The sequence below is a fragment of the Nocardioides sp. genome (assembly GCF_035547795.1).
In the GTDB taxonomy this organism is placed as follows: Bacteria; Actinomycetota; Actinomycetes; order Propionibacteriales; family Nocardioidaceae; genus Nocardioides.
Window position 1 is genome coordinate 1 of record NZ_DASZUF010000185.1, and the last position, 4907, is coordinate 4907.

Below are 4907 nucleotides of genomic sequence, written 5' to 3' on the forward strand. Positions count from 1 at the left end.
TGAGCGGGGGAAGGTCGGTCTGGTCCCCGTCGCCGTACGTGCCGGTGGGGTCGGGCGGCGGGATCAGGGCGACGGAGTTGATCGTGGCGTAGGCGAAGCGCGCCTCCGCGGCCAGTACGCCGAACAGGCCGGCCCCGGCCAGCGCCAGCCAGCCACCCACCCTGAGGGCTGCTCGGCGCTTCGTCACAGGCCAACCCTACGGAACCGGCTCGGCCCGCGCCGCGCCGCCTCGCCCGTTCGGTCGAGACACGCCTAGGGTGAGGCCATGGAGTACGTGGACTCGCTGCTCGACCTCGTCGGCAACACCCCGCTGGTGCGGCTGGACCGCTCGCTGGACGGGCTGCCGAAGGAGGGTCCGCTGGTGCTGGCGAAGGTGGAGTACCTCAACCCCGGCGGCTCGGTGAAGGACCGGATCGCCACCCGGATGATCGAGGCGGCCGAGGCCAGCGGCGAGCTGCAGCCGGGCGGCACCATCGTGGAGCCGACCAGCGGCAACACCGGCGTCGGGCTGGCGATGGTGGCCCAGCAGAAGGGCTACCGGTGCGTCTTCGTCTGCCCCGACAAGGTCAGCGAGGACAAGCGCAACGTGCTCAAGGCGTACGGCGCCGAGGTGGTGGTCTGCCCGACCGCGGTGCCGCCCGAGCATCCCGACAGCTACTACAACGTGAGCGATCGGCTGGCCAGTCAGCCGGGCGCCTGGAAGCCGGACCAGTACTCCAATCCACACAACCCGCGCTCGCACTACGAGGAGACCGGCCCCGAGATCTGGCGACAGACCGACGGGCGGATCACGCACTTCGTCGCGGGGGTGGGCACCGGCGGCACGATCAGCGGCATCGGCCGCTACCTCAAGGAGCAGAACTCCCAGGTCCAGATCATCGGCGCCGACCCGGCCGGCAGCGTCTACTCCGGCGGCACCGGCCGGCCCTATCTCGTCGAGGGGGTGGGCGAGGACTTCTGGCCCGAGACCTACGACCGCGACATCGCCGACCGGATCATCGAGGTCTCCGACGCCGACTCGTTCGCGTTCACCCGCCGGCTCGCCCGCGAGGAGGCGCTGCTGGTGGGCGGCAGCTCCGGCATGGCCGCGTACGCCGCCAAGCAGCTCGCCCACGAGCTCGCCGAGGCGGGGCAGAACGACGCGGTCGTCGTCGTACTCCTGCCGGACTCGGGGCGTGGCTACCTGACCAAGGTGTTCAACGACGCCTGGCTGGCGCAGTACGGCTTCGCCATCGGCGCTCCGGTCAGCCAGACCGTCGGCGACGTGCTGCGCGGCAAGTCGGGGGAGTTGCCCGCGCTGGTGCACACCCACCCCGGCGAGACCGTCGCCGAGGCGATCCACATCCTGCGTGAGTACGGCGTCAGCCAGATGCCGGTGGTGCGCGCGGAACCTCCGATCGTGGCCGCCGAGGTGGCCGGCTCGGTGTCCGAGCGGACCCTGCTCGACGCGCTGTTCACCGGCGTCGCCCGCCTCACCGACAGGGTCGAGGACCATATGAGCGCGGCGCTGCCGACCATCGGGACCAGCGAGCCGGCCGACGCCGCGGTCGCGCTGCTCAGGGACTCCGACGCGGCGCTGGTGCACGAGGATGGCAAGCCCGTCGGCGTCCTCACCAGACAGGACCTGCTCGGGTTCGTCAGCGGCGCTCAGCGCGCCAACTAGTGAAAAGATTCACAAAGTGACGAAGGTCCCTCGATCAGGGCCCTTTGCGCGCTCGTGAAAACTTTCACAAGGCGTAGTGTCGCTGACCGTGGACAGCGTTCTCGACATCGCTCGATGGCAGTTCGCCATCGTGACCGTCTACCACTTCTTCTTCGTCCCGCTGACGATCGGACTGTCGCTGCTATGTGCCGTGATGGAGACGATCTGGCTGCGGACGCGGAGCGAGGAGTGGCTGCGCTTGACGAAGTTCTTCGGCAAGCTCTTCCTGATCAACATCGCCATGGGCGTGGTCACCGGCATCGTCCAGGAGTTCCAGTTCGGCATGAACTGGTCCGCCTACTCCCGGTTCGTCGGTGACATCTTCGGCGCTCCGCTGGCCGTGGAGGCCCTGCTCGCGTTCTTCCTCGAGTCGACCTTCATCGGCCTGTGGATCTTCGGCTGGGACAAGCTCCCACGGCCACTGCACTGCGCCTGCCTGTGGATCGTGCACCTCGGCACGCTCGCGTCGTCGTGGTTCATCCTGGCCGCCAACTCCTGGATGCAGCACCCGGTCGGCTACCACTACAACCCCACGACCGGGCGTGCCGAGCTGACCGACTTCTGGGCGGTGATGTTCAACAAGGTGCAGCTCGGGGCATTCCCCCACGTGATCGCGGCGTCGTACCTGACCGGTGCCGCCTTCCTGGTCGGCATCAGCGGCTGGCTCTACGTGCGCAAGCAGCACGACCGCCAGATGTACCGCCGCTCGATGCGGCTGGGCGCCTGGGTGCTCGCCTTCGCCGGCATCGTGGTCGCCATCACCGGTGACGTCCAGGGCAAGATCATGACCGACGTCCAGCCGATGAAGATGGCCTCGGCCGAGGCGCTCTATCACACCTCCGACACCTGCGCGCCGTTCTCGCTCTTCACCATCGGCACCCGCGACGGCAAGCACAAGAAGTGGGCGCTGGAGGTGCCCTGCCTGCTGTCGTTCCTGGCCACCGGCAAGTTCGACGAGCGGGTGCAGGGCATCGACAACCTGCGGGCGGAGTACCAGAAGACCTATGGCTCCGACCCCGGCGCGGAGTACTACGCGCCGGGCGACTACACGCCGGTGATCCCGCTGACCTACTGGAGCTTCCGCTGGATGATGGGACTGGGCGCCTCCGGCGCGCTGCTCGCGTTCTGGTTGCTGTGGCTGACCCGCAAGGGCCGCGCGCCGACCGGTCGCTGGTTCAGCTGGGCGGCGATCCTGGCGCCGATCTTCGTGCTGCTGGCCAACTCGGTCGGCTGGATCTTCACCGAGGCCGGCCGCCAGCCGTGGGTGGTCTTCGGCCTGATGACCACCCGCAACGCCGTCTCGCCCGGCGTGAGCGTGGCCGAGGCCTGGATCTCGATCCTCAGCCTGTGCGCGATCTACAGCGTGCTGGCAGTGGTCGAGCTCGCGCTGTTGGTCAAGTTCATCAAGAAGGGCGCCGACCCGTACGTCGAGCCCCCGGACCCATCGTGGCGCAACCACGACGACTCCGACCGTCCCCTGACCTTCGCGTACTGAGGAGGCTGACATGGAACTCACCACCGTCTGGTTCTGCCTCATCGCCGTCTTGTGGATGGGCTACTTCGTCCTGGAGGGCTTCGACTTCGGGGTCGGCGTCCTGCTGCCGGTGCTGGCCCGCGACGAGCGTGAGCGCCGGGTCATGATCAACACCATCGGGCCGGTCTGGGACGGCAACGAGGTCTGGGTGATCACCGCCGGGGGAGCGACGTTCGCGGCGTTCCCGGAGTGGTACGCCACGCTCTTCTCCGGCTTCTACCTGCCGCTGCTGCTGATCCTGCTGGCGCTGATCGTCCGCGGTGTCGCCTTCGAGTTCCGCCACCAGCGCGACGACGCCCGCTGGGCGGCGTGGTGGGACCGGGCGATCGTCGTCGGGTCGCTGCTGCCCGCGCTGCTGTGGGGCGTGGCGTTCGCCAACATCGTCCGGGGCGTGCCGATCGACGCGCACAAGGACTTCACCGGAACGATCCTCACCCTGCTCAACCCGGTCGGCCTCCTCGGCGGCCTGGTCACGCTGACGCTCTTCCTCACCCACGGCGCGATCTTCGTGGCGCTGAAGACCGACGGCGAGATCCGGCACCGGGCGCGTGACCTCGCCGTACGACTGGGCGTGGTGGCGGCGGTGCTCGCGGTCGTGTTCCTGGGGTGGGCGCAGGAGCACACCGGCAACACCGGCTCGCTGGTGATCTTCGCCGTGGCCGCGCTCGCGCTTGTCGCCGGCCTGGCGTCGGCGCGGCGTGGCCGGGAGGGCTGGGCGTTCCTGGGCACGTTCGTGTGCATCGCGCTGGCGGTGGCCGGGCTGTTCGTGGCGCTGTTCCCCGACGTGATGCCCTCGACCAGCGCCGGCGGCGTCACGCTCACCGTGCACAACGCCTCGGCGACGCACTACACGCTGACGGTGATGACGATCGTCGCGGCGATCTTCACGCCGTTCGTGCTGCTCTACCAGGGCTGGACCTACTGGGTCTTCCGCAAGCGGATCGGAGTGCACCACCTCCCCGTCGAGGAGTCGAGCCGGCCGGTCCCGGGGAACGTGCTGTCGTGAGGCCGACCGACCCACGTCTGCGGCGGCACCTCGTCGTCGCGATCCGGCCGCTGGTCGCGGTCGGCGCGCTCGGCGTCCTCGGCGCGCTGCTGCTCATCGCGCAGGCCTGGGCGGTCACGTCGCTCGTGCTCGCCGTCCTGCACGGCGGCCGGGTGGTCGCCTGGGCGGCGGCCGTGGCCGGTCTCTTCGCGGCCCGCGGGCTGGTCGGCTGGGGCAGTGATGCCGCCGCCGCCCGGGCCGCGGGCCTGGTCGGCCGGGGCCTGCGCCGCCGGATCGTGGCCACGATCCTGGGCGGTACGTCGCCGGCATCCTCGGGGTCCCTGGCGGCGCTGGCCACCCGCGGTGTCACCGCGGCCGAGCCGTACCTGACCCGCTACGTCCCGGCGCTCGTGCTGGCCGGCGTGCTGCCGGTGCTGACCCTGGTCGCGCTGGTCCTGCTCGACCCGGTCAGCGCGCTGATCGTGCTGGTCACGCTGCCGCTCATCCCGGTCTTCGGGATCCTGGTCGGGCTCGCCACCCGGGACCGCGCGGAGTCCCAGTGGCGCGCGCTGACGGACCTGTCGGGGCACTTCCTCGACGTGATGCGCGGGCTGCCGACGCTGGTGGCGTTCCGGCGGGCGCGCGCCCAGTCGCGAGTGATCGCGGCGGTCACCGACCGCTACCGG

The 4907-nt window shown here is 70.1% G+C and carries 4 protein-coding genes and 1 pseudogene; 4 read left to right on the forward strand and 1 reads right to left on the reverse strand.

Annotated features, from left to right (window positions below):
* A pseudogene (locus VHA72_RS13800) lies at nucleotides 1-187 on the reverse strand (SGNH/GDSL hydrolase family protein); the annotation flags it as partial.
* A gap of 78 nt (nucleotides 188-265) precedes the next feature.
* Between VHA72_RS13800 and VHA72_RS13805 the strand changes: the two are divergent.
* From VHA72_RS13805 to VHA72_RS13820, 4 genes are all read left to right on the forward strand, one after another.
* Entirely contained in the window at nucleotides 266-1663 is a 1398-nt protein-coding gene (locus tag VHA72_RS13805) for a cystathionine beta-synthase (protein WP_325576168.1), read from the forward strand.
* Nucleotides 1664-1751: 88 nt separating this feature from the next.
* A complete protein-coding gene (locus VHA72_RS13810; protein ID WP_325576170.1) occupies nucleotides 1752-3197 on the forward strand; it encodes a cytochrome ubiquinol oxidase subunit I in 1446 nt (481 codons plus the stop codon).
* Nucleotides 3198-3207: 10 nt separating this feature from the next.
* Nucleotides 3208-4242: a cytochrome d ubiquinol oxidase subunit II gene (gene cydB / locus VHA72_RS13815; protein ID WP_325576172.1), complete on the forward strand. Its 1035-nt coding sequence runs from the start codon at nucleotides 3208-3210 to the stop codon at nucleotides 4240-4242.
* The coding region (locus tag VHA72_RS13820; RefSeq protein ID WP_325576174.1) for an ABC transporter transmembrane domain-containing protein at nucleotides 4239-4907 on the forward strand (669 nt) is incomplete at its 3' end. The genes cydB and VHA72_RS13820, both read left to right, overlap by 4 nt.

What these genes read in the sequence shown, in the direction of transcription:
- VHA72_RS13805 (WP_325576168.1), top strand. Translation starts at nt 266, where the DNA reads ATGGAGTACGTGGACTCGCTGCTCGACCTCGTCGGCAACACCCCGCTG.
- cydB (WP_325576172.1), top strand. Translation starts at nt 3,208, where the DNA reads ATGGAACTCACCACCGTCTGGTTCTGCCTCATCGCCGTCTTGTGGATG.